Annotated in this window: 24 protein-coding genes and 2 tRNA genes; 18 read left to right on the top strand and 8 right to left on the bottom strand. The window is 47.7% G+C overall.

From position 1 onward, the window contains the following. Nucleotides 1–48: 48 nt before the first annotated feature. From A1sIIB142_RS06445 to rplI, 3 genes are all read left to right on the top strand, one after another. Nucleotides 49–549, top strand: coding sequence for a single-stranded DNA-binding protein (locus tag A1sIIB142_RS06445; protein WP_095675425.1), 501 nt, complete (start codon nt 49–51; stop codon nt 547–549). 84 nt (nt 550–633) lie between these two features. Next, nucleotides 634–921 carry a 30S ribosomal protein S18 gene (gene rpsR / locus A1sIIB142_RS06440; RefSeq protein ID WP_095694092.1) on the top strand — a complete coding sequence of 96 codons (288 nt, stop codon included), beginning with the start codon at nt 634–636 and terminating at the stop codon, nt 919–921. 14 nt (nt 922–935) lie between these two features. Further along, entirely contained in the window at nt 936–1,382 is a 447-nt protein-coding gene (rplI, locus tag A1sIIB142_RS06435; RefSeq protein WP_095694091.1) for a 50S ribosomal protein L9, read from the top strand. A 61-nt stretch (nt 1,383–1,443) separates the two neighbouring features. On the opposite strand, the gene A1sIIB142_RS06430 is transcribed toward rplI, so the two are convergent. After that, nucleotides 1,444–2,415, bottom strand: coding sequence for a magnesium and cobalt transport protein CorA (locus tag A1sIIB142_RS06430; protein WP_095694090.1), 972 nt, complete (start codon nt 2,413–2,415; stop codon nt 1,444–1,446). Between the two features lie 230 nt (nt 2,416–2,645). On the opposite strand from A1sIIB142_RS06430, the gene dnaB reads away from it, so the two are divergent. Then, nucleotides 2,646–4,109, top strand: a complete 1,464-nt coding sequence (dnaB, locus tag A1sIIB142_RS06425; RefSeq protein WP_095694089.1) for a replicative DNA helicase — start codon at nt 2,646–2,648, stop codon at nt 4,107–4,109. Between the two features lie 11 nt (nt 4,110–4,120). Here the strand turns inward: dnaB and A1sIIB142_RS06420 are convergent, their stop codons facing one another. Next, the gene (locus A1sIIB142_RS06420; protein ID WP_095694088.1) at nt 4,121–5,044 is read right to left on the bottom strand and encodes an EamA family transporter; all 924 of its coding nucleotides are present in this window, start codon (nt 5,042–5,044) and stop codon (nt 4,121–4,123) included. A gap of 23 nt (nt 5,045–5,067) precedes the next feature. Continuing rightward, the gene (locus A1sIIB142_RS06415) at nt 5,068–6,894 is read right to left on the bottom strand and encodes an acyl-CoA dehydrogenase (protein ID WP_095694087.1); all 1,827 of its coding nucleotides are present in this window, start codon (nt 6,892–6,894) and stop codon (nt 5,068–5,070) included. 81 nt (nt 6,895–6,975) lie between these two features. On the opposite strand from A1sIIB142_RS06415, the gene dcd reads away from it, so the two are divergent. From dcd to A1sIIB142_RS06370, 9 genes are all read left to right on the top strand, one after another. After that, complete coding sequence (dcd, locus tag A1sIIB142_RS06410; RefSeq protein ID WP_095694086.1) at nt 6,976–7,554, top strand: dCTP deaminase; 579 nt, start codon at nt 6,976–6,978, stop codon at nt 7,552–7,554. Between the two features lie 58 nt (nt 7,555–7,612). Then, the gene (locus tag A1sIIB142_RS06405) at nt 7,613–8,161 is read left to right on the top strand and encodes a LemA family protein (protein ID WP_095675418.1); all 549 of its coding nucleotides are present in this window, start codon (nt 7,613–7,615) and stop codon (nt 8,159–8,161) included. An 8-nt stretch (nt 8,162–8,169) separates the two neighbouring features. Beyond that, on the top strand, nt 8,170–9,087 hold the full coding sequence (locus A1sIIB142_RS06400; RefSeq protein ID WP_095675417.1) for a M48 family metallopeptidase: 918 nt from the start codon (nt 8,170–8,172) through the stop codon (nt 9,085–9,087). Nucleotides 9,088–9,335: 248 nt separating this feature from the next. Further along, on the top strand, nt 9,336–11,315 hold the full coding sequence (gene gyrB, locus A1sIIB142_RS06395; RefSeq protein WP_095675416.1) for a DNA topoisomerase (ATP-hydrolyzing) subunit B: 1,980 nt from the start codon (nt 9,336–9,338) through the stop codon (nt 11,313–11,315). Continuing rightward, entirely contained in the window at nt 11,315–13,813 is a 2,499-nt protein-coding gene (gene gyrA / locus A1sIIB142_RS06390; RefSeq protein WP_095694085.1) for a DNA gyrase subunit A, read from the top strand. The genes gyrB and gyrA overlap by 1 nt, the downstream gene beginning before the upstream one ends. Before the next feature lie 96 nt (nt 13,814–13,909). Further along, nucleotides 13,910–13,984, top strand: a tRNA-Ile gene (locus tag A1sIIB142_RS06385). Between the two features lie 13 nt (nt 13,985–13,997). Next, nucleotides 13,998–14,070, top strand: a tRNA-Ala gene (locus tag A1sIIB142_RS06380). 1 nt (nt 14,071) lies between these two features. After that, nucleotides 14,072–14,584, top strand: coding sequence for a peptidylprolyl isomerase (locus A1sIIB142_RS06375; RefSeq protein ID WP_095675414.1), 513 nt, complete (start codon nt 14,072–14,074; stop codon nt 14,582–14,584). A 15-nt stretch (nt 14,585–14,599) separates the two neighbouring features. Further along, nucleotides 14,600–15,157 (top strand): rhomboid family intramembrane serine protease, encoded by a 558-nt coding sequence (locus A1sIIB142_RS06370; protein ID WP_095694084.1) that lies wholly within the window; start codon nt 14,600–14,602, stop codon nt 15,155–15,157. Here A1sIIB142_RS06370 and A1sIIB142_RS06365 read toward each other — a convergent pair. From A1sIIB142_RS06365 to A1sIIB142_RS06355, 3 genes are read right to left on the bottom strand one after another with little or no spacing between them, the layout of a single operon-like run. After that, nucleotides 15,132–17,177: a (Fe-S)-binding protein gene (locus A1sIIB142_RS06365; protein ID WP_095694083.1), complete on the bottom strand. Its 2,046-nt coding sequence runs from the start codon at nt 17,175–17,177 to the stop codon at nt 15,132–15,134. The genes A1sIIB142_RS06370 and A1sIIB142_RS06365 overlap by 26 nt on opposite strands. A gap of 17 nt (nt 17,178–17,194) precedes the next feature. Then, entirely contained in the window at nt 17,195–17,395 is a 201-nt protein-coding gene (locus A1sIIB142_RS06360) for an FGGY-family carbohydrate kinase (RefSeq protein WP_095694082.1), read from the bottom strand. A 32-nt stretch (nt 17,396–17,427) separates the two neighbouring features. Next, nucleotides 17,428–17,694 (bottom strand): cell division protein CrgA, encoded by a 267-nt coding sequence (locus A1sIIB142_RS06355; RefSeq protein ID WP_095694172.1) that lies wholly within the window; start codon nt 17,692–17,694, stop codon nt 17,428–17,430. Nucleotides 17,695–17,723: 29 nt separating this feature from the next. Between A1sIIB142_RS06355 and A1sIIB142_RS06350 the strand changes: the two genes are divergently transcribed. Then, nucleotides 17,724–18,353, top strand: a complete 630-nt coding sequence (locus tag A1sIIB142_RS06350; protein ID WP_095694081.1) for an aminodeoxychorismate/anthranilate synthase component II — start codon at nt 17,724–17,726, stop codon at nt 18,351–18,353. Here A1sIIB142_RS06350 and A1sIIB142_RS06345 read toward each other — a convergent pair. Together A1sIIB142_RS06345 and A1sIIB142_RS06340 are read right to left on the bottom strand one after the other, a co-directional pair. Then, the gene (locus A1sIIB142_RS06345; RefSeq protein WP_095694080.1) at nt 18,350–19,897 is read right to left on the bottom strand and encodes a protein kinase domain-containing protein; all 1,548 of its coding nucleotides are present in this window, start codon (nt 19,895–19,897) and stop codon (nt 18,350–18,352) included. The genes A1sIIB142_RS06350 and A1sIIB142_RS06345 overlap by 4 nt on opposite strands. Next, nucleotides 19,894–20,670, bottom strand: a complete 777-nt coding sequence (locus A1sIIB142_RS06340; RefSeq protein ID WP_095694171.1) for a PP2C family protein-serine/threonine phosphatase — start codon at nt 20,668–20,670, stop codon at nt 19,894–19,896. Before A1sIIB142_RS06340 ends, A1sIIB142_RS06345 begins: the two co-directional genes overlap by 4 nt. Nucleotides 20,671–20,706: 36 nt before the next feature. Between A1sIIB142_RS06340 and A1sIIB142_RS06335 the strand changes: the two genes are divergently transcribed. The 4 genes from A1sIIB142_RS06335 to A1sIIB142_RS06320 are packed head-to-tail and all read left to right on the top strand — an operon-like array spanning nt 20,707 to nt 24,340. Further along, nucleotides 20,707–21,402: a glycerophosphodiester phosphodiesterase gene (locus A1sIIB142_RS06335; protein WP_095694079.1), complete on the top strand. Its 696-nt coding sequence runs from the start codon at nt 20,707–20,709 to the stop codon at nt 21,400–21,402. Nucleotides 21,403–21,405: 3 nt separating this feature from the next. After that, complete coding sequence (gene pheA, locus A1sIIB142_RS06330; protein ID WP_095694078.1) at nt 21,406–22,248, top strand: prephenate dehydratase; 843 nt, start codon at nt 21,406–21,408, stop codon at nt 22,246–22,248. Then, a complete protein-coding gene (serS, locus tag A1sIIB142_RS06325; protein WP_095694077.1) occupies nt 22,245–23,513 on the top strand; it encodes a serine--tRNA ligase in 1,269 nt (422 codons plus the stop codon). Before pheA ends, serS begins: the two co-directional genes overlap by 4 nt. Continuing rightward, nucleotides 23,510–24,340: an HAD family hydrolase gene (locus tag A1sIIB142_RS06320; protein ID WP_095694076.1), complete on the top strand. Its 831-nt coding sequence runs from the start codon at nt 23,510–23,512 to the stop codon at nt 24,338–24,340. The genes serS and A1sIIB142_RS06320 overlap by 4 nt, the downstream gene beginning before the upstream one ends. Nucleotides 24,341–24,351 lie beyond the last annotated feature (11 nt).

Genomic DNA, 24,351 nt, shown 5'->3' with positions numbered 1-24,351 from the left:
TCCGGGTAATTTATCAGCACGGACTCCACGAGTAGATAAGAGGAAAAGATGGCAGCAGGAGATACAACAATTACCATGATCGGCAACCTAGTTGACGATCCAGAGCTACGTTTCACACCTAGTGGTGCAGCGGTAGCTAAATTTCGTGTTGCCTCAACACCTCGTTATCTAGATAAGGCTACAAATGAATGGAAAGATGGCGAGAGCCTCTTCCTTCAATGCCAAATCTGGCGTCAAGCTGCAGAAAATGTTGCAGAGTCACTGACAAAGGGAATGCGCGTCATTCTCTCTGGCAGACTCAAGCAACGTTCGTATGAAACAAAAGAAGGCGAAAAGCGCACAGTCTTTGAGGTAGAAGTTGATGAAGTAGGTCCATCACTCCGCAATGCAACAGCGAAGGTCACACGAGCTTCGCGTGCAGGTGGAACTGGAGCAAGTGCAGCACCTGCTGCAGCCGAATCCTTCAACGACGATCCATGGGCTGCGGCAACGACTTCACCAGCCGGTGGTGGATGGGGAACATCTACAACCGACGAACCACCCTTTTAAATAGAAAAAGTTAAATAACCGACAATCCATTCCTTCTAAGCAAGTTGCGAAACTACTTGGAAGGGCCCGAAAAGGAGCACCACAATGGGAGCAAGAAATAACAAGGCTCTACGCGAGCCGAAGAATAAGGGCGCTAAAGCAGCAGCCCTTAATAAGAAGTTCAAGAAGAAGCCTTGCAGCTTCTGTCGTGACAAGGTCAAATATATCGATTACAAAGATATTGCGACCCTACGTAAGTACATCTCTGATCGTGGCAAGATCCGCGCTCGCCGAGTAACAGGTGCTTGCACACAACACCAACGTTCAGTAGCAACAGCTGTCAAGAACAGCCGTGAAGTAGCGCTACTGCCTTACACATCTTCAGCGCGATAAGGGAGCTAAGAACTATGAAACTCATCCTTACTCGTGAAGTAAATAAGGTCGGAAACGCTGGCGATGTTGTCACTGTTAAAGATGGCTACGCACGCAACTTCTTGTTGCCACGTGGCGTTGCAATCGTCTGGTCACTTGGTGGCGAGAAGCAGATCGAAGGAATTCGCCGTGCACGTGCTGCCCGCGAAGTCCGCGATCTCGATCACGCTAAAGAGATCAAAGCAACACTTGAGAAGGCAACAGTGACCGTAAAGGTCAAGACCGGTACAGCTGGTCGCCTCTTTGGTTCTGTCACAGATAAAGACATTGCTGCTGCAATCAAATCAGCGACATCAGTTGATATCGATCGCCATAGCCTCAAGACAACAGGTCACATCAAGAAGACAGGCACACACTCAGTAAAGGTCTCACTTGCACATAACATCATTGCAACTGTTAACTTGACTGTAGTTTCTGCTTAAATTCTTTTACTAAGAAAGCCCGCCGCAATCTGCGGCGGGCTTTCTTATTTCACCAATTAATTTAGAGCCAGCCAGATTTCTTGAATTTCCTATACAGAACAACGGTGATCACGAGGAGTGAACCGATGACGGCCGGATATCCAAATTCCCAGCGTAATTCAGGCATGGTGTCGAAGTTCATTCCGTAGATTCCAGCAATCATTGTTGGTACAGATGCCAGGGCCACATAAGAAGTTATCTTGCGCATATCGCTATTCTGCTGAAGTTGTACTTGTGCAAGCTCTGCCTGCAGCGCCGATGTGAGTAGCGCATCTAGGCCAGATGCTGCATCAGATGCGCGTGATAAATGGTCGAGGGTATCTCGGAAAAATGGCGTGAGTTCGGCCGGAATATTACGAGCGCCAATACTAGCGATATGTTGAAGCGGCGAGAGCAGTGGATCAATTGCATGACGAAATTCAATGACTTCGCGTTTCAACAGATAAATCTCCTGCGAAGCACTTTCTCTGGTATCTCCAAAAACCTTATGTTCTACTTGTAACACATCGTTTTCAAGTTCGATTGAGATGTCGATGTAACAATCAATAACGTGATCAAGAATTGCGTGCGCAACTGCGTAGGGACCTTTTGCTAATTGCTCTGGGTTGCTCTCTAAGTGATGACGTGTATTAACTAGTGGTGCACCGTTGCCGTGGCGTACGACAACTATGAAATGTTCTCCAATGAAGCAGAAGATTTCACCGGTAGAAATTTGGCTGCCCTTCTCTTCATAGAAGACGGTCTTTAGTACCAACGCTTGCACACCTGGGTACTCTTCAAATTTTGGACGTTGATGAGCGGTGATTGCATCTTCGATTGCTAGCGGATGGAATTTAAAGTCGCCAACGATCTTGTTAAATTCATTCTCGGTAGGCTCTGCCAGACCTAGCCAGACGAAGCCCCCATCGCTTCTCGCCTTTTGAATAAGTTCAGCGAGATTGGAGGGTTGGGTGTACCGAACGCCATTTTGGTAGAGGGCGTAGTCAACAATCATGTGTGAAGTGTTCCGCAGAAAAGTGAATATCAGGTGATATCTCACCAGGTGAGAACTCCTAATTTACTTTTCTCCCCACCTTTCCACGCTCAATTGGGAGGCTATCCACCGTTAGGCGTGAGTTACACACACCTTCTCCACACCCTTTTACACATAGAAGTGGGCTTTATCCACACTCTTACCCCCAGGGTGCTTCGCATTTGTCAGTGCTCTAGAGGAAGGTACGCCTCGTGAGCATCGCAGAACTACCCAATAACTCCCAACGTAACGGGCAGTACAACACTGTTGGGGCTGAGTTCGAGCGCACACCACCACAAGATCTTCAAGCAGAACAATCTGTTCTCGGTGGAATGCTGTTATCAAAAGATGCAATTGCAGATGTTGTTGAAGTTTTACGTGAACGTGATTTCTATAGACCAGCACACGAACTTATCTATGATGCAATTCTAGATCTCTACGGACGTGGTGAACCAGCGGACGCAATTACCGTTGCGGCAGAACTCACAAAGCGTGGCGATATTGCGCGTGCAGGTGGTGCGCCTTATTTACACACACTTATCTCTTCTGTACCAACAGCTGCTAACGCCGGCTACTACGCAAAAATTGTTTTAGAACATGCAATCATGCGCAGACTTGTGGAAGCAGGAACAAAGATTGTGCAACTTGGCTATGATCAAAATGGCGAAGTAGATGACGCAGTAGATGCTGCGCAAGCAGAGGTCTATGCGGTAACAGAGCGACGCTCTTCTGAAGATTATGTGCAGCTCAATACTTTATTGCCGCAAGCACTCGATGAAATTGAAGCTATTTCAAAAGGTGTAGGCGCTGAAGGTGTTAAATCTGGTTTCCGCGATCTAGATCAACTCACACACGGTTTCCATCCTGGAAATATGATCATTCTTGCCGCCCGTCCTGCTGTCGGTAAATCAACGCTCGGTCTTGATATTGCCCGCCACGCCGCAATTCACGATAACCAAACAGCGGTGATTTTCTCGCTTGAAATGTCGAAATCTGAAATCACAATGCGCATGCTCTCTGCCGAAGCGCGCGTTGGCCTTAATAGCATTCGTTCCGGTCAACTCAGCGATGACGAATGGTCAAAGCTTGCTCGTCGTATGGGTGAGATCTCAGATGCACCGTTATTTATTGATGATTCAGCCAACCTTTCTATGATGGAGATTCGCGCTAAAGCACGCCGCTTAAAGCAACGTCACAATCTCAAACTCGTTGTGATTGATTACCTGCAGCTGATGACATCAGGTAAAAAGGTGGAGAACCGCCAGCAAGAAGTCTCGGAATTCTCGCGTCAATTAAAGTTGATGGCAAAAGAACTAGATGTTCCAGTTATTGCAATCTCACAGCTCAACCGTGGCCCGGAACAACGTACAGATAAGCGCCCGATGCTCTCAGACCTTCGTGAATCTGGTTCTATCGAACAAGATGCGGACGTTGTTATCTTGCTCCACCGCGATGATATGTATGACTCACAGAACCGATCAGGTGAAGCAGACTTCATCGTTGCTAAGCACCGTAACGGACCAACTCGCACCATTACCGTCTCTGCCCAACTTCACTTTGCACGCTTCTTTGATATGGCACCGAATGTTGGTTCTGGTCGCGACTTCACACAATCAACAGGATCAACAAATGATATTCAACCAACTGCGCCAGGTGATGGTGGCTGGAACGAGTAGTTCCTTTTGATTTATTCTGTGGCTACCGTTTTCGCACGGTCTGCTAAGTAGATTCCAAAGAGCACGACGAGTGCTCCGAAGAGTTGAATTACATCCCAGCTCTGAGCAAACCAGACCCAGGCAAAGGCACCTGCTAGTACCGGCTCAAGCATTCCAATGACGCTACTTGTTGATGCCGTCAGTAATCGCATTCCGGTAAGCACGCAGAGATAAGGAACTACGGTTCCAATGATTGCAGCTGCTGCCATCATCACCCAACCAGGAACTAATGTGCCAGCAGCAATGCCACCCAGGTCCATCTTCATTGTAAATACTTCAAAAGGAAAGGTCCAAGGTGGAAGAACTACAAGCCAAAAGATTGATGCAAATCCCATACCAAAGATAAGTAGGGCAATCGGTTCGCGTTTCTTTCCAATTTTCTCACTCATTAAGAAGTACGCAGCTAGCGCGAAGGCGCTCATCACAGCGCCACCGATACCAATCAAGTCGAAAGCGAAGCCATCCCACGCCTTGGCAACCAAGACCAAACCGAGAATTGAGAAGGCGATAGCTATCCACATTTGGCGCGCAACGAAAGACTTACGGACAAACTTAATCCATAAGGCGATCCAGATTGAAGCGGTGAACTCGATAATTAAAACAAGAGCTAGCGGTATTCCACGTTGGATGCCAAGTAGGTATCCAAAATTAACCATCGCAAAACCGATGACACCGTATAAGCCTAATTTAGGTATTTCAGCGCGCACCATCCTGATGATCTCAGGGCGGGTGAGTGCGACCAGTGTTCCGAGAATGAGCACAGCCGTCACAGAACGGAACTCAGCTAAGCGAAATGCTGGCAAATGTTTTAGTACAACCGTAACCACGATTCCGCTTAATGCGAAGAAGAAAGCCCCCAAGACGAGAAATAATTCACCGCGGTATTTTGAGAGCACCCGTTGAGTTTATCTCAGTTTGGTCAGAAAGCAGACTCCGGGATCTCCATAATGGTGGAGTCAGTTGCTTCCACAATCTTGCGATCTGCAGTGATATGCGGAAGAACTGTTGCAACAAAGAACTTTGCCGATGCAATTTTACCGGTGTAGAAATCAGTATCTTTGCCAGCACCGGCAGCTAACTTCTCTGCTGCAATATCTGCCTGGCGAAGAAGAAGCCAAGTAATGATGACATCGCCCACTGCCATCAAAGCGCGTGAGGTGCTTAAGCCCACCTTGTAAATTTCATCTGATTTTTCTTGTGATGCCATCGCATGGCCAACAAGTACGCCGATAATTCCATTGAGATCAGCCAGTGCTTTAAGGAGAGCTTGCTTCTCAGCGGCATGTGCTCCTCCACTTTCAGCAAATGCTTGAATCTCTTTTCCGAGTAGACCAAGTGCACGCCCACCATCTTTTACAACTTTGCGGAAGAAGAAGTCCAAACCTTGAATTGCTGTTGTGCCTTCATACAAAGTATCAATCTTGGCATCGCGCACATACTGTTCTAGTGGCCAATCTTGGGTAAATCCGGCTCCACCAAATGTTTGTAGTGATTCAGTACCAAGAAGTGTCCATGATTTTTCAGAACCGAAGCCTTTAACAACTGGAAGCAGGAGATCGTTCAGACGTTCCATCTTCTCTAACTTCTCTTCTTCCCCGGCTGCTCGAGCCAATTCGATTTCATCTTGGATAGAGGCGGTATAGAGCACGAGTGCGCGCATTCCTTCGGAGTAAGCCTTCTGCACCATCAAGGAGCGGCGAACGTCTGGATGCTTAATGATTGTCACACGCGGGCTTGCTTTATCGTTCATCACCTTCATATCGCCACCTTGCACGCGGACTTTGGCATAGGAGAGTGCTTGCAGATAGCCGGCAGATAACGTTGCAATCGCCTTAGTTCCCACCATCATGCGAGCGAATTCGATAATTTTAAACATCTGGAAGATTCCTTGGTGGACATCACCGAGTAGATAGCCAACGGCAGGCTCTTTCTCGCCAAGATTTACTTCGCAGGTAGCAGAAACATTAAGGCCCATTTTACTTTCCAGGGCTGTGACATATACGCCATTGCGTTTTCCTAGTTCGCCTGTCTCAAGATCGAACATGAATTTAGGAATGAGAAAGAGTGATAAACCTTTTGTTCCTGGTCCGCCACCTTCACGACGAGCGAGCACAAAGTGCATCACATTCTCATAGAAGTCGGCATCTCCGGAAGTGATGTATCGCTTATTTCCGGTGATATGCCAAGTCCCATCTGCTTGTTCCACAGCTTTTGTCCGCCCTGCCCCAACATCTGAACCAGCATCTGGTTCAGTCAATTGCATGGTCGCGCCCCAGTGACGATCAACCATATGTTTCGCCATTGTTTTTTGAACATCTGTGCCCAATAAAAATGCAACATGGGCAAAGGCATAACCGGATGCATAGAGGTGAACAGCGGGATTTGAGCCAAGAACCATTTCGGCAATCGCCCAACGAATGGATGCTGGAACTTTCATACCACCGAGTTCTACTGGTGCATCAAGTCGCCACCACTCGCCATCAATGTATGACTTATAAGATTTAATAAAGCTCGCAGGCAGATTTACATTGCCAGTCTCTTTATTCAGGATTGCGCCAACGCGATCGCCTTCAACAAAGGAAGCAGCGAGATCGTTCTCACATAAACGCTTCATCTCTTCTAACATTCCCATTGCGGTATCGCGATCAAGTTCAGAGTAGATAGAAGTACCCAGTACTTTTTCGCGACCAAGTAGGTCAAAGAGGCAGAATTCAATATCGCGCAGATTGGCTATGTAATGGCTCATGGCGCAATAATGCTACCCGCCAGTAACTTAGGCAAGCGCGCCGGACTCCTTTTTCTAAGCCCGCAAAGGTAGGCTCGCGCCGTGCTTCTTAGTGATCGCGATATTCGCTTAGAAATAATGGCCGGCCGCGTATCCGTCGAGCCTTTTGATGAGGCGATGATTCAGCCATCCTCGGTTGATGTCCGTCTAGATAAATTCTTTCGGGTATTTGAAAACCATAAATATTCAGTAATCGATCCATCACTGGAGCAACCTGAGCTCACTCGCGAAGTTATCGCCGAAGATGGTGAAGCTTTTATCTTGCACCCAGGTGAATTCGTATTGGCAAGCACCTATGAAATCATCACGCTTCCCGATGACATCGCCGGGCGGCTAGAGGGTAAATCTTCACTGGGCCGCCTAGGACTGCTGACACATTCCACTGCCGGATTTATTGATCCTGGATTTTCTGGACACATCACCCTGGAGCTTTCCAATGTTGCTAACTTGCCAGTGAAGTTATTCCCAGGCATGAAAATCGGTCAGCTCTGTCTGATTAGACTTTCATCCCCTGCTGAACATCCATACGGTTCAGCTATTTATGCATCTCGTTACCAAGGACAGCGCGGGCCAACCCCGAGCCGCTCCTTTATGAATTTTCACCAGAGCAAGATCAAATAGCTCCTCGGATACCGATTATCTGGGGAATACAACTACCCACCAGAAGGTTGAATACATTATGGAATATATAGTCATCGGCGCAGTCATACTTTTAGTTTTATTCTTTATTGCTCAATACAACCGCCTCATTCGCCTAAACATCACAGTCGATGAAGCATTTGCCCAGATTGAGGTTCAACTCAAGCGACGTGCAGATCTGATTCCCAATTTAGTGGAGACTGTTAAAGGATATGCAGCCCACGAACAATCAACATTTGATGCTGTTGTCACAGCGCGGGCGAAGGCGACCAGTGCAACAACTATTGCTGACGTTGCGGCAGCAGATGGCGCCCTGACAAATGCACTCAAAGGTTTACTTGCAGTTGCTGAGGCGTATCCAGATCTAAAAGCATCGGCAAACTTCTTATCACTTCAAGAAGAACTTTCTACCACTGAGAATAAAGTTTCATTTGCCCGCCAGTTCTATAACGACACTGTGCGCTCACTCAACACAGCCGTTAAAACCATCCCCACCAGCTTCTTTGCCGGCTTTGCCAAGGTAGATGCACGTGACTTCTATGAGGTTGAGAATCCAACAGATCGCAACGTTCCTGGCGTTAAGTTCTAGCAAGTTCTATGGCTGAGAATAACTTTCGCGCACTCGCTTCTGCCAACAAAGGAAAGACCTATTTCCTACTGGCAGCAATGGGAGTTCTCACCTGGCTGGTCGCTTATGCAGTACTGACATATTTTGGAGCCGGCACAGCCTCAACAATTGTTCCCTTTGCCGTAGGAATATCACTCATTGGCGTGTGGGGCTCTTACTACGGCTCAGATAAATTAGTTCTCACCATGACAGGTGCCAAAGTTGTTACCCGAGAAGATGCCCCCGAACTCTTTAATGTGATTGAAGAAGTGGTCATTGCAAGTGGTTTACCTATGCCTAAGGTGGCAATCGTGGAAGATTCTGCGCCCAATGCATTTGCAACCGGACGTAATCCTGACCACGCACTAATTGCATTTACTACACGAATTCTAGAAGTCATGGATCGCGATGAACTTCAAGGAGTCATTGCACATGAGATGTCACACGTGGCAAACCGTGACACCTTAGTGTCAGCAGTTGCTGCAACCACTGCCGGAGCGATAGCAATCTTGAGTGATTTTCTGATGCGCATAATGTTCTTTGGCGGCGGTCGCAGAGATGGAAACCAAAATCAAAACCCAGTGGCACTTGTTCTTTCACTTGTTGTCTTAATTCTTGCTCCGATTGCAGCGCTGCTCTTGAAATCTGCAATTTCACGTAAGCGTGAGGCGCTAGCAGATGCCACCGCCGTCTCCTTTACGCGCAATCCTGCCGGGCTCCGTAAAGCACTTGAAGTATTAGCTGCTGATTCCACTGTGGTGCGCCAGAAATCAAATGCGGTGGCACATATTTGGATCGAATCCCCGTTGGATGCAAAAGCTGTCTCAAAGTTATTTAGTACTCATCCACCCATCGAAGAGCGCATTGCAACGCTACGTGCGATGGAATCGCTAGGCCCACAGATTTAATATTTCTAACTTTGCGCTGAATTACATGGGTGTAACTCCACCCACAATGGGGATAAACTCTGTGGATATCTAGCAAAGAGTGAGTTGATTCAGTAGGAACCCTCACCCCTGCGCCGAACGGGCGGTAAATCCCACTCCTAAGGCTTCTCGCCGGTATTTGACTTGCGATTTAACGATAGGATTTCACCCTGCTAAAGCGGAATCACCGCTCTATAGCCCATTTAAGGCAAATTCAAGGAGTTCCCACTTTGAGCGAAAAGCGTGACGTGAAGAAGGAACCGGGCGGATACGACGCCTCCTCGATCACAGTCCTAGAGGGCCTTGAGGCTGTTCGAAAGCGCCCCGGAATGTATATCGGCTCCACCGGTGAACGCGGGCTGCACCACCTTGTCTATGAAATCGTCGATAACGCAGTTGATGAAGCGCTCGCAGGTTATTGCACTGAAATTAAAGTCAGCTTGATGCCTGATGGGTCACTACAAGTGGTCGATAACGGTCGTGGAATCCCGGTTGATATCCACCCGATTGAAAAGAAGCCAGCACTTGAAGTTGTTCTCACCGTTTTGCACGCGGGAGGAAAGTTTGGCGATGGTGGCTACTCCGTCTCTGGCGGTCTGCACGGTGTTGGCTCATCCGTGGTTAACGCACTTTCTACAAAGCTATCTGCTGAAGTAAAGCGCGATGGATTTACCTGGCGCCAAGATTACCGACTCGGTGTTCCGCAAGCACCCGTTGCTAAAGGTGAAGCAACAACTGAGACCGGAACAACAATTCAATTCTGGCCATCGGAAGATATCTTTGAAACAACAGATTTCTCATTCGAAGTTCTCTCTACCCGTTTTCGTGAGATGGCATTTCTTAACCGCGGCCTGATTTTATCTCTGACAGATTTGCGCCCTGGCCATGTCGATGACAAGGGTGAACAAATTGCGGTGCGCTACCAATACCAGGGCGGAATTACTGACTTTGTAAAGCACCTGAACTCCACCCGCGGTGAGCTACATAAGACCGTGATCGCCATTGAGTCAGAGGATAAGAAGGCGCAACTTTCACTTGAAATTTCAATGCAGTGGAATAACGGCTTTTCCGAGTCTGTCTATACCTTTGCCAACACTATTCACACCCATGAAGGTGGAACCCACGAAGAAGGTTTCCGCACAGCACTGACTTCAGTGGTTAATAAGTTCGCCGAAGAACAGGGACTTATTCGCAAGAAAGAAGATCGTCTTACTGGCGATGATGTCCGCGAAGGCCTTACTGCAATTGTCTCCATCAAATTAGGTGAACCACAGTTTGAAGGACAGACAAAGACCAAACTCGGTAACACTGCCGCAAAATCATTTACCCAAAAAGTAGTCAATGAACACTTAACGCAATGGTTTGAACAAAATCCACAAGAGGGCAAAGACATTATTCGTAAATCAATTGATGCCGCCTCTGCTCGCGTGGCAGCACGTAAAGCACGTGATTTAGCTCGTAACCGTAAGGGTTTGCTCGAAGGTCGTGGAATGCCCGGCAAGCTAGCTGATTGCCAGTGGACTGATCCTTCCAAGTGCGAGCTCTACATTGTCGAAGGTGACTCTGCTGGTGGTTCAACAAAGGGTGGCCGCGATTCACGAAATCAAGCAGTCCTGCCAATTCGCGGCAAGATCCTTAACGTTGAAAAGGCTCGTATTGATCGCGTGCTACAAAATAATGAAGTGCAATCCCTGATTACCGCACTCGGTACCGGAGTTCACGATGACTTTGATATCGAAAAGTTGCGCTATCACAAGATTATTCTGATGGCCGATGCCGACGTTGATGGTCAACACATTCGAACACTACTTCTTACTTTGTTATTTAGATTTATGCGTCCGCTTATTGAAAACGGTTTTGTCTATCTTGCCCAACCCCCACTTTATAAACTCAAGTGGGGCGGCAAAGACCCGGTTGAGTATGCCTTTAGCGACAGAGAGCGCGATGGCATGATCAAGATTGGTCTAGATGCCGGAAAGCGTCTTCCGAAAGAAGATGGAATCCAGCGCTTTAAAGGTTTAGGTGAAATGCCGGCAAAAGAGTTGTGGGATACAACTATGGACCCAGAGCATCGCGTCTTGATTCAGGTAACACTGGATGACGCAGCAGCAGCCGATGATCTCTTCTCTGTGCTTATGGGTGAAGATGTAGAACAACGACGGGCATTTATTCAGCGCAATGCTAAAGACGTTAGATTCTTGGATATCTAATGACAACTGATGACATGACACCGGAAGAGGTAACTTTCGATCGCATCGAAAAAGTAGACCTACAAGTTGAAATGGCGCGCAGCTATCTCGACTACGCCATGTCTGTCATTGTTGGCCGCGCACTTCCTGATGTGCGAGATGGCCTAAAGCCAGTTCACCGCCGCGTTCTCTATGCCATGTTCGATGCTGGTTATCGCCCTGATAAGGGCTATTACAAATCTTCTCGCATCGTCGGTGATGTCATGGGTAATTACCATCCTCATGGTGACACCGCTATCTATGACACCGTTGTTCGTTTAGCTCAGTCATGGTCACTTCGTTATCCATTGGTAGATGGCAACGGAAACTTCGGTTCACCCGGTAACGATCCAGCAGCTGCGATGCGTTATACCGAAGCTCGCTTGGCACCTCTTGCCATGGAGATGATGCGTGATATCGATGAAGATACCGTCAACTTCTCACCCAACTACGACGGACGATCACAAGAGCCAGATGTATTACCTGCACGTTTTCCCAACTTACTTGTGAACGGTTCTGCCGGTATTGCAGTGGGCATGGCGACAAATATTCCTCCGCATAATCTTCGCGAAATCGGTGAGGCAGTTATTTACGCACTTGAACATCCAGATATGCCGGCCCCAGATCTACTTAACCATTTGCTTACTGTTGTGAAAGGCCCAGATTTTCCAACCAAGGCACTGATTGTTGGCCGTGGCGGCATTGAAGATGCCTATCGCACTGGCCGTGGCTCAGTGACTATGCGGGCAGTAGTAAATGTAGAAGAGATTAATAAGCGCACCTGCTTAGTTGTTACTGAACTTCCCTATCAAGTAAACCCAGATAACCTGGCACTTAAAATTGCGGAACTTGTTAAAGATGGAAAGATTAAAGGAATCGCAGATGTGCGCGATGAAGGAAACGAACGTTTAGGCCAGCGCCTGGTTATTGTCTTGCAGAGCTCGGCAATTCCAAAGGTGATTCTGAATAACTTATATAAGCAGACTCAACTACAAGATACTTTCGGTGCCAATATGTTGGCACTTGTCGACGGTGTCCCACGTACCTTGCGCTTAGATGAATTCATTAAATATTACATCGAGCATCAAGTTGAAGTCATTGTTCGCCGTACTAAATTCCGTTTGATTGAAAAAGAGAAACGCGCACACATACTTAAGGGATACCTCAAAGCCCTCGATGCCCTCGATGCCGTGATTGCACTCATTCGTGCCTCAAAGACTCCCGAAGAAGCGCGCACAGGTTTGATGAAGTTACTTGATGTCGATGAGATCCAAGCAAATGCAATTCTTGATATGCAGTTGCGCCGGATTGCAGCACTTGAGCGGCAGAAGATTAATGATGAATACGAAGGCCTGATGGCTGACATCATCGAACTCAACGCAATCTTGGCATCGGAAAGTAAGCAGCGCGAAATCATCAAGAGCGAGCTCACTGAAGTGATTACTAAATATGGCGATGAGCGCCGTACTCAAATTGTGGCAAGTGAAGGTGATTTCTCGGCTGAGGATCTCATCCCTGATAATAATGTTGTAGTAACTATTACCCGCGGTGGGTATTCCAAGCGCACTACCGCTGATCTCTATAAATCACAGCGCAGAGGTGGTCGCGGCGTTAAAGGTGCGGCGCTGAAGCAAGATGATGTGGTTGATCATTTCTTTGTCGCCTCTACCCATGATTGGCTCTTGTTCTTCACCAACCAGGGCCGCGTATATCGGGCGAAGGTGCACGAGCTTCCTGATGCTGGCCGCGATGCCCGCGGACAACATGTGGCAAATCTGATGGCATTTAAGCCAGAGGAACAAATTGCACAAGTCCTTTCATTTAAAGATTACAACGCAGCTCCTTACCTAGTACTTGCCACAAAAGGTGGACTAGTTAAGAAGACCCCACTGACTGAATACGATTCACCGCGCACAGGTGGCCTCATTGCAATCTCATTAAAGCCTGGAGATGAAGTTGTTTCAGCTTCTCTTGTCCGCAATGCCGATGAACTCTTGCTTGTTTCTAAGAAGGCGATGTCACTGCGCTTTACTACTGATGACGATTCACTTCGCCCGATGGGACGTTCCACATCTGGTGTAATCGGAATGAAATTTCGCGCGGGTGATGAACTCTTAACAATGGCGCGCGTTGATTCTCAATCTACGCAAGGTGCATTTGTCTTTACCGCAACTGATGGTGGCTATGGAAAGAAAACTCCAATCGATGAGTATCGATTACAGGGCCGTGGTGGCATTGGCATAAAGGCGGCAAAGATCGATGAAGATTCTCGTGGAACACTTGTATCCGCACTTGTATTAGAAGATAAAGATGAAATCCTTGCGATTACATCTGCTGGAACCGTCATGCGAACCCCCGCAGCTGAAGTGCGCCAAACAGGCCGCGATTCAATGGGAGTTCGTCTGGTCAACTTAGATGTTGGTGTGACCCTGTTATCTGTGACCCGCAACAGCGAAGATGAGATTTCGGAGCAAAAGTAGTAGGGTTCACGCCTGTAGTAATGGGGGCCGTTTTGGCTACTTGATGATATTCAAGTAACCTTGCGCTTCTGCGAAACGCACGAAAGTACGTCTAGCGGGCCCATAGCTCAGCCTGGTTAGAGCGCTTCCCTGATAAGGAAGAGGTCGGTGGTTCAAGTCCACCTGGGCCCACCCGTTCTAATACGGGGACCTAGCTCAATTGGTAGAGCGCTGCCTTTGCAAGGCAGAGGTTAGGGGTTCGATTCCCCTGGTCTCCACATGTCAAACACTGCAACCCTTCATACCTCACTCGGCGACATCGTCATTGAGCTATTTCCTAACCATGCGCCAAAGACTGTTGAAAATTTTGTTGGTCTTGCAACGGGTGCCAAAGAGTGGACAGATCCTCGCACAGGTAAAAAATCAAATGAGAATTTATATGACGGAACTATTTTCCACCGCGTCATCGCTGGCTTCATGCTCCAAGGTGGAGACCCACTTGGTCAAGGATTTGGCGGACCTGGTTACCAGTTCGCTGATGAATTCCATGGAGAGCTTCAATTCGATCGCCCATACATCCTTGCCATGGCTAACTCTGGACCAGGAACAAATGGTTCACAGTTCTTTATCACCGTCGCACCAACAACATGGCTAAACCGCAAGCACACAATTTTCGGTGAAGTAAAAGATGTCGCTTCACAAGCTGTCGTAGACAAGATTGGCGCAACACCAACAGGTGCTCAAGATAAGCCTGTGACGCCAGTTGTCATCAATAGCGTCACTATCGCGTAGTACTTTTCTAAGCGTATGAAATCGCGTTCAACAGTCATAACGCTAATCACCATTATCTGCGCGTTTTACCTATACGAACTCCTTGATTCCGGAATCATTGGCACATTTGGACTTTATGGAATTGAATTACTTAAATCAACAAACGAGTGGTATCGACTTGTCACTGTGGCTCTCGTGCACGATAACTCAAATACAATCCCAATTCACCTAGCATTTAACATGCTTGCGCTGCACTCACTCGGAACACCGATAGAGCGCTTTATGGGCCGCAATAAATTTCTCATTATCTTCTTCATCTCACTTATTGGCGGCTCACTCTTTTCGGCATATAGTCTCGGCTACAACGGATATTCAGTGGGAGTATCAGGTGCGGTCTTTGGTTTATTCGGCGCATTTGTAGTTATTGGCAAGCGAATGGGCGGTGACATTAAAAGCATCATCGTTGTCATTGCCCTGAACTTTGCCCTCGGATTCACTATTGGTGGCGTTGATTGGCACGCTCACCTTGGTGGTCTTATCGCAGGTGCTGTAGTGACTAAGTTATTGCTTACTCTGAAGCCTTCACGCTTCTAAGTAATATCTGGGCAACATCGAGTACTTCAACATCTGATTGACGCGCAACCATTCCATCACCGACCATGATTCGGCAGAATGGACAGGCAACAGCGACTTCTTGCGCACCAGTATCGATTGCTTCATCAACGCGGTTTAAGTTGATGCGAGTTCCAAGTTTTTCTTCCATCCACATGCGACCACCGCCACCACCGCAGCAGAATGATCGTTCCTTATTACGTGGCATCTCTTCCACATCGCAACCACTCGCCTCCAGCAGTTCACGAGGTGGTGCGTAAATTTGGTTGTGTCGACCGAGGTAACAGGGGTCGTGATAGGTCAGCTTCTTATCTGATTTATGCGGACTTGGCTTCAGGCGTCCTTCTTTAATCAAAGTATTAAGTAATTGTGTGTGGTGCAACATTTCGAGCTCGAAACCACTCTGTGCATAATCTCGTCCAATGGTGGTAAAGCAATGCGGGCAGGTAACAACAACCTTCTTCTTACCTTTTGATCTATCTCCGAATGTCTCATTAAAGGTAGCAATATTTTCCTGCGAAAGAATTTGATATAAGAATTCATTGCCTGAACGGCGCGCAGGATCTCCAGTGCAGGTCTCGCGTTTTCCTAGAACGGCAAAGTTAACCCCGGCCATATGTAGTAACTCAGCGACAGCCTTTGTTGTCTTCTTTGCTCGATCTTCGTATGCACCAGCGCAGCCAACCCAGAAGAGATATTCAACTTCTTCTGGAAGTTCACCGCTAACAACGCGTACTGGGAAATCACACTCTGCAATCCAGCTCTCGCGGTCAGCCTTATTTGCACCCCATGGGTTGCCGGCCTTCTCCAGGTTTCTAAACGTTCCACCAAGCTCTGTCGGAAACTCGGATTCAACTAATACTTGGAAGCGACGCATATTAACGATGTGATCAACGTGTTCGATATCAACCGGACACTCTTCAACACAAGCACCACACGATGTGCAAGACCATAAGACATCAAGTGAGATAGGAGCGTTCTCACCCACTATGTTTTCGGTCTCGACAACCTTTGACATCGCGTGATCGCGCATAGCCATAATCAATAACTTAGGTGAAAGTGGTTTATCGGTATGCCATGCCGGACATTGCGATTGGCAGCGGCCGCATTCGGTGCAGCTGGTCATATCCAGCAAGCCCTTCCAGGAGATATCTCCGCGGGTGCCAAGGCCAAAGACATCATCTTCTGCCGGGTCTTCGAAGTTAACCGGCTTACCTTTTGAGAGCATCTCTGGCAGCGCACCGAGTGCTGGTTGATCGATATTACGTTTGTAGTAAATATTAAAGAAGGCAAGGAATCTGTGCCAGGCGATACCCATAGTGAAATCAGATGCAATCACAATGAACCAGGCCATTGAAATAACAATCTTGAGCGTTGCAACGATAACTATTGCACGCTCTAAGGATGCAACCGACATGGAGTTAAAGGCAAGAACTGCCGGCCATGAAATTGCATAATGCCAGTTCCATGATTCCTCATTAGCGAGTGCGCCCTCTAAACCGCGAAGTGCAATGACACAGAAAACAATGCTAAGAATTGTCGCCTCGATGTAATAGGCCTTACCCATATTCGACCCACTAAAACGATTGCGTTTACGTAAACGAGTCACTTGCCGAATGCCAATCAAAGTAACTATGCCAATGCCGGTGAGGGCGGCGATGAGTTCAGCAAAGAGTTCATATCCAACAAAATGTCCGATAATAGGTAGCGCAAAATCAGGGTTAATTACTTGACCGTATGCGGTGACGAGAGTTCCGAATAGTGCACCAAAACCAATCATCACAAACCAGTGAGCGATTCCCGTGGCTGTGAAGTTGAGCATCTTGGTATGTCCAAGAACTTCTGTGAGCATGTTCTTAAACCGCGCAGATTTATTGTTGCTGCGAGTGGGATCTGGTTGCTGCTTCTTATAAATAGCAATCAATTGGCGCACTCGCACAGTAAGAAAGATGAGTGCGAAGGCAGTAATGAGATAAGAGATCGTTGCTAGCGCATACTTCATAAGCGCAAGAGTAATCGCTAAGCGGGCTGAAATACCTTTGAAGTAAAGGATTTTTCAATAAGTGCGCGGGCTTCGGTCAGATTGGCAACAACTCCCGCAGAGATGGCCTGGACAGCGATATTTCCAAAGAGAGTCGCCTCTACTGGTCCGGTCTTTACGGTAATTCCGCAGATATCTGCCGTTAATTGATTGAGGAGATCATCTTGATGAGTTAACACCTGAGCATGTTCGCTTCTTAAACCGTCAGTAATTAGCGCCACTTAGTTGCGAGCGAGAATCCCACTGCAATAAAGCTGAAGCCAACGATCATGTTCCAAGCGCCAATGCCAGGGATTGGGTAGCGAGTTTCACTGACATAGAAGATGACAATCCAGAAGAGGCCGATTAGGAAGTTGGCAATCATCACAGGGGCAAGCCACGATGGGCTCTCGAGCAGCGGTGACTCTTCTTCAATGTGATGCTGTTCTTCGTGAGCGTGCTGCTCGGCGACCTTCTTACGCAACTTCGACTTTGGCATGAGGGCAAGGTTACAGCACAATTAGGACCATGGCTCGAATCCTCGTCATCGATAACTACGACTCGTTCGTCTTTAACCTCGTTCAATACCTCGCACAATTGGGGGCAGAATGCACCGTTGTTCGAAACGATGAAGTCACAGCCGATGAAGCTGCGCGCTATGACGGGGTTTTAATCTCCCCAGGACCGGGCACTCCCGATAAGGCTGGCGTCAGCATCGCGATGATCAAATACTGCGCAGAGAATTCAATACCGTTATTTGGCGTCTGTCTTGGCCATCAAGCAATCGGTGAAGCATTTGGTGCCACTGTCTCTCGCGCACCAGAGCTTTTACATGGAAAGACGTCAGAAGTTATTCATAACGCAACGGGAGTACTGACTAATCTGCCTTCACCATTTACTGCAACTCGCTATCACTCACTTGCAGTAGAACGAGATACAGTTCCTGATGCCTTAGAAATTACCGGATCCACCGAATCTGGTGTGGTCATGTCACTTAAGCATAGAAATTTGCCAATCGAAGGCGTTCAGTTCCACCCAGAATCAGTCTTAACCGAACACGGACATCAGATGTTGGCTAATTGGTTGGTGACATGTGGTGATCTAGCTGCACCTAAGCGAGCAGTTGGATTATCGCCAGTAGTCGGCAGAGCTAATTAAGGCTCTCTATTAATTGTAATTGTTACTGATTTACCAATTGTTTGGGTTGACTCCGCATCAGGCGCTTGGCGAATAACAACTCCGAGAGGTTGCTCCGGATCGAAATCAAAGAATTCGTTGATAAGAAAACCCGCTTGAATCAGCGAAGTCTTAGCTTGAATTGCTTCCACACCAACCAAGTCTGGAACAGTGATTTCACCACTTGCAATTGTGAGAATTACTCCACTGCCAGCATCGGTAACTGAGCCCACTGCAGGTGTCACTTCGAGCACTGTTCCCTGTGGTTCATCTGATGGAGCGGCAATTGTCTGTGAAACAAGTAGACCAACAGCGGTAAGGGCTGCGCGTGCATCGATTAGTGACATGCCAATTAGATCATCAGGAACAATTGCCTCTCCCGGACCCTTTGAAATCGTAAGTACGATCGATGATCCAGGTTGGGCGCTCATTGTTGCTAGTGGTATCTGGCTTGCGACTCGATCACGTGGAATAACGCCGTCGTTCGCTCGTCTAATCGTGATTGTGTATTGGCTCAAGAGCGCGCGTGCTTGTGCCTCACTCAAGCCCACAACATTAGGGATTTGCGCCAAATTCTTATTTGAGCTGCCACTATATAAATAACCACCAATAGCTAGCGCAATCGCGGCAAAGAAGGCACCACCGTAGATAAGTGCGGACTTGCGCGTAAACACAGGTGGACTAACAACCTTGGCTAATACTTTCTCACCTGCGCGTACTCGAGCAATATCATCAAGCATTTCTTGTGCACTTTGGTAACGATCTGCTGGTTTCTTGGCTAGTGCAACTGCAAGAATAGTTTCAATTCCTTCTGGAAGATCTGGTTGGATGGTGCGAATAAGTGGAGCGGTACTTGATGCATGTTGGTAGGCAATTGATACCGGAGTTTCTCCAGTAAAAGGTGGTTGCCCCGAAAGTAGTTCAAAGAGTAAGCATCCAGCTGAGTAAATATCACTTCGTGAATCTGCGGGCTCACCCACAGCTTGTTCAGGTGAGAGATATTGCGCAGTTCCCACAACATTCCAGGTGCTGGTAAGGGTGGCACCAAGATCATCCATCGCACGCGCGATTCCAAAGTCCATCACCTTCACATCGCCCTTGTCGGTGATCATTACATTCGCCGGCTTGATATCGCGGTGAACAATCGCTCGCGCATGTGAATACTCAAGGCCCGCAAGAACGCCTTCCGCAATTTCTAATGCGCGCTGCAGTGGAAGTCTTTCCCCGTCATGAATCAGATCGCGCAGAGTGTGCCCAGAAACAAGTTCCATCACGATATACGGCGCAGGTTCTTCACCAGAGTCATAGACAGCAACAATTGCTGGGTGATTAAGGCCAGCGGCGGCTTTTGCTTCTTTTCTAAATCGAGCCACGAAGAGTGGATCTTTTGCTAAATCACTACGCAAGATTTTGATAGCAACTTCTCGTGACAAGCGTTGATCTTGCGCAATATACACATCGGCCATACCACCGGTGCCAATCATTTCCCCAAGTAGGTAGCGAGCACCCAATAACGAATTCATCATTGTGCGGCACCTAAGGTGAGAATTGAACTATCTTCACTTATCTCCACCAGATCAGCGATGATTACCGTGACGTTATCGGGAGCGCCATTGATATAGGTGGCATCAACTAAAGCATCAACAGCTTCTTTGCGATTCTTACCTTTAATCAAAGACTTAATCTCTTTCTCGGTTAAGACAGAGCTCAACCCGTCACTGCATACTAGATAGCGATCTTTAACTTTTCCTTCGAGAATCAGTAGAGGTGCGTGTGTGATGCCATCGCCCATGAGTACTTGAGTGAGCACCGAGCGCTGCGGGTGCGTTGCGATATCTGCCTCCGAAATTGCACCTTGGCTAAGTAGCTCTTGAATCACTGTGTGATCGAGGGAGAGTTGCTCAAATGAGTTTGCCCGCAACCGATATGCCCGGGAGTCGCCAATATGGAGCAAGGCAATCTTTTCCTGTGAGAGAAAAAGTGATGTCAATGTAGTTCCCATGCCCGAAAGCTCTGGGTTTTCATCTGCCGCACTCTTTAGCTGAGTATCAATAGTGTGAAGTGATTGGCCAAAGAGATCGTCAGCAGAATCAGAATCAATATCTGGGTGAGTAATAACTGAGGTGAGTTCGGCGAGTGAATTGATTGCAATCTTTGATGCAACTTCTCCTGCTGCATGCCCGCCCATTCCATCGGCAACGGCAATAACGTGCAGTGAAGTAAGAGCGCTATCTTCATTGCCCTTGCGGACAAGACCCACCGCAGAACGCGCGGCAGTTGCGAAGTAGAGCTGGCCCATGGGGGTAAGACTAATCTCTTTGCTACTCTCGGTCTCATGCTCATCTACGCGCATCGCGGTGCGAGTGCCGATTTTCCAGAACTCACCATGGCCGCCTACGAAGGCGCAGTTGAACAAGGCGCCGACGGCTTCGAGTGCGATCTGCGCATCACCAAAGATGAAGTACCCATCTTGTGGCATAACGCTTCGATGCTCGAACGGGCTGGCAACCGAGGCCTCATTGCTGAGATGACATATAAAGAGGTATCTCGGGCATACCCGCAGGTTCTCACCCTTGATACTTTCTTAGATTATGCAATCGCCAATAAGAAAGGTGTGCTTTTAGAAACTAAGCATCCCGTCTTTTCCGGCAACCGCGTTGAAGAGTTACTAGTTGCCGCACTCCATGAAAAGAAAGCGCTTGCAAAAATTGCAGTCTCGGTCATGTCATTTAGTTGGCTAGCGGTGGAGAAAATGCGCAGATTAGATTCAACAATTAATACAACATTTCTTATGCATAAAAATACGCCATGGTTTCAAGCGCGGTTTTCATCAAGTGCTGCCATTGGACCAGGAATGAACGAGTTACGTGCCGAGCCAGTGATTGCGAAAAAGATCCAGTCGCTAGGGCGTTCGCTCAATGTGTGGACTGTTGATAAGGATGAGGACATTCGGTTATGCCACAAGTTAGGCGTAGACATTCTCATCACCAATAAGCCGGCACATGCACGTGAGGTACTCGGGTATCCTTAACCAGTGAGCACCCAAGACAGCCATACATATGCCTATTTGGGGCCGGTTGGAACTTTTACGGAAGCTGCACTAAAGACAATTACCAGTGAAGCTGATATCTCCATTCCTTTTGCCAATGTCACCGCAGCACTCGATGCAGTGCGTTCTGGAAAAGCGGATTACGCACTTGTTCCGATTGAGAATTCGGTAGAAGGCGTTGTTGCGCGCACCCTTGATGAACTTGCAACTGGAGAACCACTGACAATTGCTAGAGAAGTAACGCTTGCTGTGACCTTTGCCTTAATGGTTAAGCCAGGTACGAAAGAAATTAAGCGGATTGGCACACATCCACATGCCGAATCACAATGCCGGGCCTATATTGCAAAGAACTATCCGCATGCAGAAATAGTTTCTACTGCATCAACTTCTGCCGCAGCTGAGGCAGTGAGCAAGGGTGAAATAGATGCAGCTATTGCATCAAGTGCGGCTGCCCAACATTTCAACCTAGAAGTCATTGCTGAAAATATTGGAGATAACAGTGGCGCCGTCACCCGATTTATCGCCGCCCAGAAGCCGGGATGGATGCCAGAGCCGACCGGACACGATCGCACCTCAATTGCCGTCTTTATCGGTATCGACCATGCGGGAGCGCTCCTTGAAATTCTGCAAGTCTTTGCCCAACACGATGTAAACCTGACATTCATCCAGTCACGTCCAACGGGTCGCGAACTTGGTCACTACCATTTCATCATTGATGTCGAAGGTCATATTAAAGATGCGCCAGTCGGTAAATCCGTGGAAGAGCTCCGCGAAATCTGCGACGACATTAGATTCTTAGGATCTTATCCACGGGAGGTGCGCGCATGATTGATATCAAATTCTTACGTGAGCACCCCGATGTTGTCCGCGCATCACAAAAGGGGCGCGGTGAAAGTGTTGAACTCGTAGATCAAATCCTTGCAATTGATGAGAAGAAACGCGCTGCGGTAATAGAGTTTGAAACGCTACGCCAAGAACAGAACACCCTTTCCAAGAGCGTTGGCGCAGCTAAAGGTGATGAGAAAGCATCACTGCTTGAGAACGCGAAGGCCTTGGCAGATAAAGTAAAGGCCGCTGATACAAAGCGCGCCCAGGTAGAAGAGCAGACCAAAGCGTTAATTTTGCAACTCTCCAACCTATTAGACACTCAAGCACCTATAGGTGGCGAAGAAGACTTCCTCATCATTGAACATGTTGGAACCCCGCGTGATTTTGGCAAAGACGGTTTTGCGCCAAAGGATCACGTAGAGCTCGGTAAGTTACTTGGTGCCATCGATACCGAGCGCGGTGCGAAAGTTGCTGGCTCACGTTCTTATTACCTGACCGGTGTTGGCGCGCTCCTGGAATTTGCACTCGTTAATTACGCAATCCAGAGCGCGGTGAAGAATGGTTTCACACCTGTTATTCCACCAGTGTTGGTAAACCCTGCGGCAATGGAGGGAACAGGATTCCTTGGCCAAGCAGCAGAGAATGTATATCGCATTGAAAAAGATGATGTCTATTTAGTAGGAACATCTGAAGTCCCACTTGCAGCGATACATATGGATGAAACTCTGCCGGTTGATAAATTGCCACTTCGCTATGCCGGATATTCAACATGTTTCCGCCGTGAAGCTGGAACATATGGAAAAGATACCCGCGGAATTATCCGGGTGCATCAATTCGATAAAGTAGAAATGTTTACCTTCTGCAAGCCTGAAGATGCACAAGCCGAGCATCTGAGGTTGTTGCAATGGGAGAAAGATTTCCTGAGCGCAATGGAGATCCCATTCCGCGTAATCGATGTTGCATCAGGTGATCTCGGTTCATCTGCCACACGCAAATTTGATATTGAAGCATGGATTCCTACGCAAGATGCCTATCGTGAAGTAACCAGTACATCGAACTGCACGGAGTTTCAAGGGCGACGCTTGAATATTCGTTATAAAGATTCGGAAGGGGTCAACGCAATTGCCACCCTTAACGGCACCCTAGTTGCTATTCCTCGCATGATTGTTGCAATTTTAGAGAATCATCAAAATGCAGATGGCACAGTTAATGTTCCGGCAGCGCTGCAACCATTTCTTGGCATGAAGAAATTTGAGGTTGTGTGAGTCTTCTTCAAGCATCTGCCCGCCGTCCAAAGCTCATTGCATCAGATCTCGACGGCACCATCGTTGCCCACTATGGCGATGTCACCCAACGCACCATCGACGCTTTTCGTAAAGCGCATTCCATGGGAATTGAAATCTTCTTTGTTACAGGTCGCCCACCGCGTTGGATGCCAGAGATCAAAGAGGCATTTGGAATTGGTAAAGCAATATGCGGCAATGGCGCAATGTTGTATGACCTGCAGAACAATAAAGTCCTAGAACAATGGCTTATGGATGCTGAAGATATCTTGGAGTCCGTCAAGCGATTGCGTACAGCGATTCCCCAGATTTCATTTGCAGTGGAATCACATAATTACTTTCACCGAGAAAAGATTTATATTCCGCGCTGGGATGTTGGTTTAGATAACATCGGAGTAGATCGCATTGAAGAAGTGATTACTTCTCCATCACTGAAGCTGCTCGCTCGCTGCTCTCAGCAGGAGCTAACATCGGATGAAATGTTAGCTATCGCATCAGTTGAATTAGAAGGTCTAGCAACTGTTACGCATTCAAATCCACATGACTCACTTCTAGAAGTTTCAGCCCTCGGTGTTTCAAAGGGAATGACACTTGCAAAGATGGCTGGGCGACTTGGAATTGATGCAGCAGATTGTGTTTCATTTGGAGATAACCCAAATGACTTTTCAATGCTTGAATGGTGTGGTCGATCATTTGCGATGTCTGACGGACATCCCGATGGCGTGAAGTATGCAAAGGCAGTTGCTGGTCCATGTGAAGAAGATGGTGTTGCAATCATCATTGAGCAGCTGCTCGAACTTCCTGCCTAATTACTCACTAA

Source organism: Candidatus Planktophila versatilis, assembly GCF_002288345.1.
Taxonomy (GTDB): domain Bacteria; phylum Actinomycetota; class Actinomycetes; order Nanopelagicales; family Nanopelagicaceae; genus Planktophila; species Planktophila versatilis_A.
Note: the sequence above shows the minus strand (reverse complement) of the source record. Positions and strands in the feature narration are given on the sequence as shown.

Coding starts and splice junctions, on each gene's coding strand:
- A1sIIB142_RS06445 (WP_095675425.1), top strand. CDS start 49: ATGGCAGCAGGAGATACAACAATTACCATGATCGGCAACCTAGTTGAC.
- rpsR (WP_095694092.1), top strand. CDS start 634: ATGGGAGCAAGAAATAACAAGGCTCTACGCGAGCCGAAGAATAAGGGC.
- rplI (WP_095694091.1), top strand. CDS start 936: ATGAAACTCATCCTTACTCGTGAAGTAAATAAGGTCGGAAACGCTGGC.
- A1sIIB142_RS06430 (WP_095694090.1), bottom strand. CDS start 2,415: ATGATTGTTGACTACGCCCTCTACCAAAATGGCGTTCGGTACACCCAA.
- A1sIIB142_RS06415 (WP_095694087.1), bottom strand. CDS start 6,894: ATGAGCCATTACATAGCCAATCTGCGCGATATTGAATTCTGCCTCTTT.
- A1sIIB142_RS06405 (WP_095675418.1), top strand. CDS start 7,613: ATGGAATATATAGTCATCGGCGCAGTCATACTTTTAGTTTTATTCTTT.
- A1sIIB142_RS06400 (WP_095675417.1), top strand. CDS start 8,170: ATGGCTGAGAATAACTTTCGCGCACTCGCTTCTGCCAACAAAGGAAAG.
- gyrA (WP_095694085.1), top strand. CDS start 11,315: ATGACAACTGATGACATGACACCGGAAGAGGTAACTTTCGATCGCATC.
- A1sIIB142_RS06375 (WP_095675414.1), top strand. CDS start 14,072: ATGTCAAACACTGCAACCCTTCATACCTCACTCGGCGACATCGTCATT.
- A1sIIB142_RS06370 (WP_095694084.1), top strand. CDS start 14,600: ATGAAATCGCGTTCAACAGTCATAACGCTAATCACCATTATCTGCGCG.
- A1sIIB142_RS06365 (WP_095694083.1), bottom strand. CDS start 17,177: ATGAAGTATGCGCTAGCAACGATCTCTTATCTCATTACTGCCTTCGCA.
- A1sIIB142_RS06355 (WP_095694172.1), bottom strand. CDS start 17,694: ATGCCAAAGTCGAAGTTGCGTAAGAAGGTCGCCGAGCAGCACGCTCAC.
- A1sIIB142_RS06350 (WP_095694081.1), top strand. CDS start 17,724: ATGGCTCGAATCCTCGTCATCGATAACTACGACTCGTTCGTCTTTAAC.
- A1sIIB142_RS06345 (WP_095694080.1), bottom strand. CDS start 19,897: ATGATGAATTCGTTATTGGGTGCTCGCTACCTACTTGGGGAAATGATT.
- A1sIIB142_RS06340 (WP_095694171.1), bottom strand. CDS start 20,670: ATGGGCCAGCTCTACTTCGCAACTGCCGCGCGTTCTGCGGTGGGTCTT.
- A1sIIB142_RS06335 (WP_095694079.1), top strand. CDS start 20,707: ATGCTCATCTACGCGCATCGCGGTGCGAGTGCCGATTTTCCAGAACTC.
- serS (WP_095694077.1), top strand. CDS start 22,245: ATGATTGATATCAAATTCTTACGTGAGCACCCCGATGTTGTCCGCGCA.